Origin of the sequence: Vibrio sp. 1562 (assembly GCF_033340155.1) — a bacterium.
GTDB lineage: Bacteria > Pseudomonadota > Gammaproteobacteria > Enterobacterales > Vibrionaceae > Vibrio > Vibrio alginolyticus.
Map to the genome: position 1 here is coordinate 1 of NZ_JAWOVY010000450.1, position 642 is coordinate 642.

1 protein-coding gene is annotated in these 642 nt (G+C 48.1%); it reads right to left on the reverse strand.

The genetic code is table 11. From position 1 onward, the window contains the following. On the reverse strand, positions 1-642 hold a 642-nt coding region (locus tag R7Z49_RS25745), incomplete at both ends, for a family 20 glycosylhydrolase (RefSeq protein WP_318112503.1).

Here is a 642-nt window from a genome sequence, read left to right on the forward strand (position 1 = left end):
GCTCTTTCGGGTCTACTTCGTATGGCATGTCCATGTACACGTAATCTGGGTTAGAAACGATCACGTCGTAACCTTTCTTAGACCACTCGTACACTGATGAAGTACCGCCCCAGTACAGAACGTCCCAGAAGTTAACGCGTGTGTTTTCGGTTGCAAATGCCTTCTCACCTTCGCTGTACTTCAAGCCATCTTGCCATGCTTGGAAGCTTGGAATGCCCTTCTCTGCTACGATCTTCGACACTTGTTCTGCAAAATGACTTGGAAGGTGACCAAAGTCGCTTACTGTACCGTCTGCGATTAGTGTCTGACATTGTGGAGACTGCGCGAATGGCTTGTCTTGTTTCGACAGATCAATCGTGCCCTTCCAGCTAACTTTGTCTTGCGCGTTAACGTCTTGGAAACCCGCACCTAACTTAATGTTCTTCGCTTCATCACCACCAAAGTGCCATGTTGTTAGCGGCGCGCCTGCTTCCGTGTGCATTGCTGCCACTTCTGAAATCACTTTATCTACGAAGCGAGTGGAAGATTCCATACATGGGTTGATAAAGCTCTGCTTGTTGTAGAACTGAACCGTCGTTACGTTCGATGTATCTTGAGGATCCATCAGGCGGTACTCGTTCGCTTCCGCTTCTTTACCTTCTT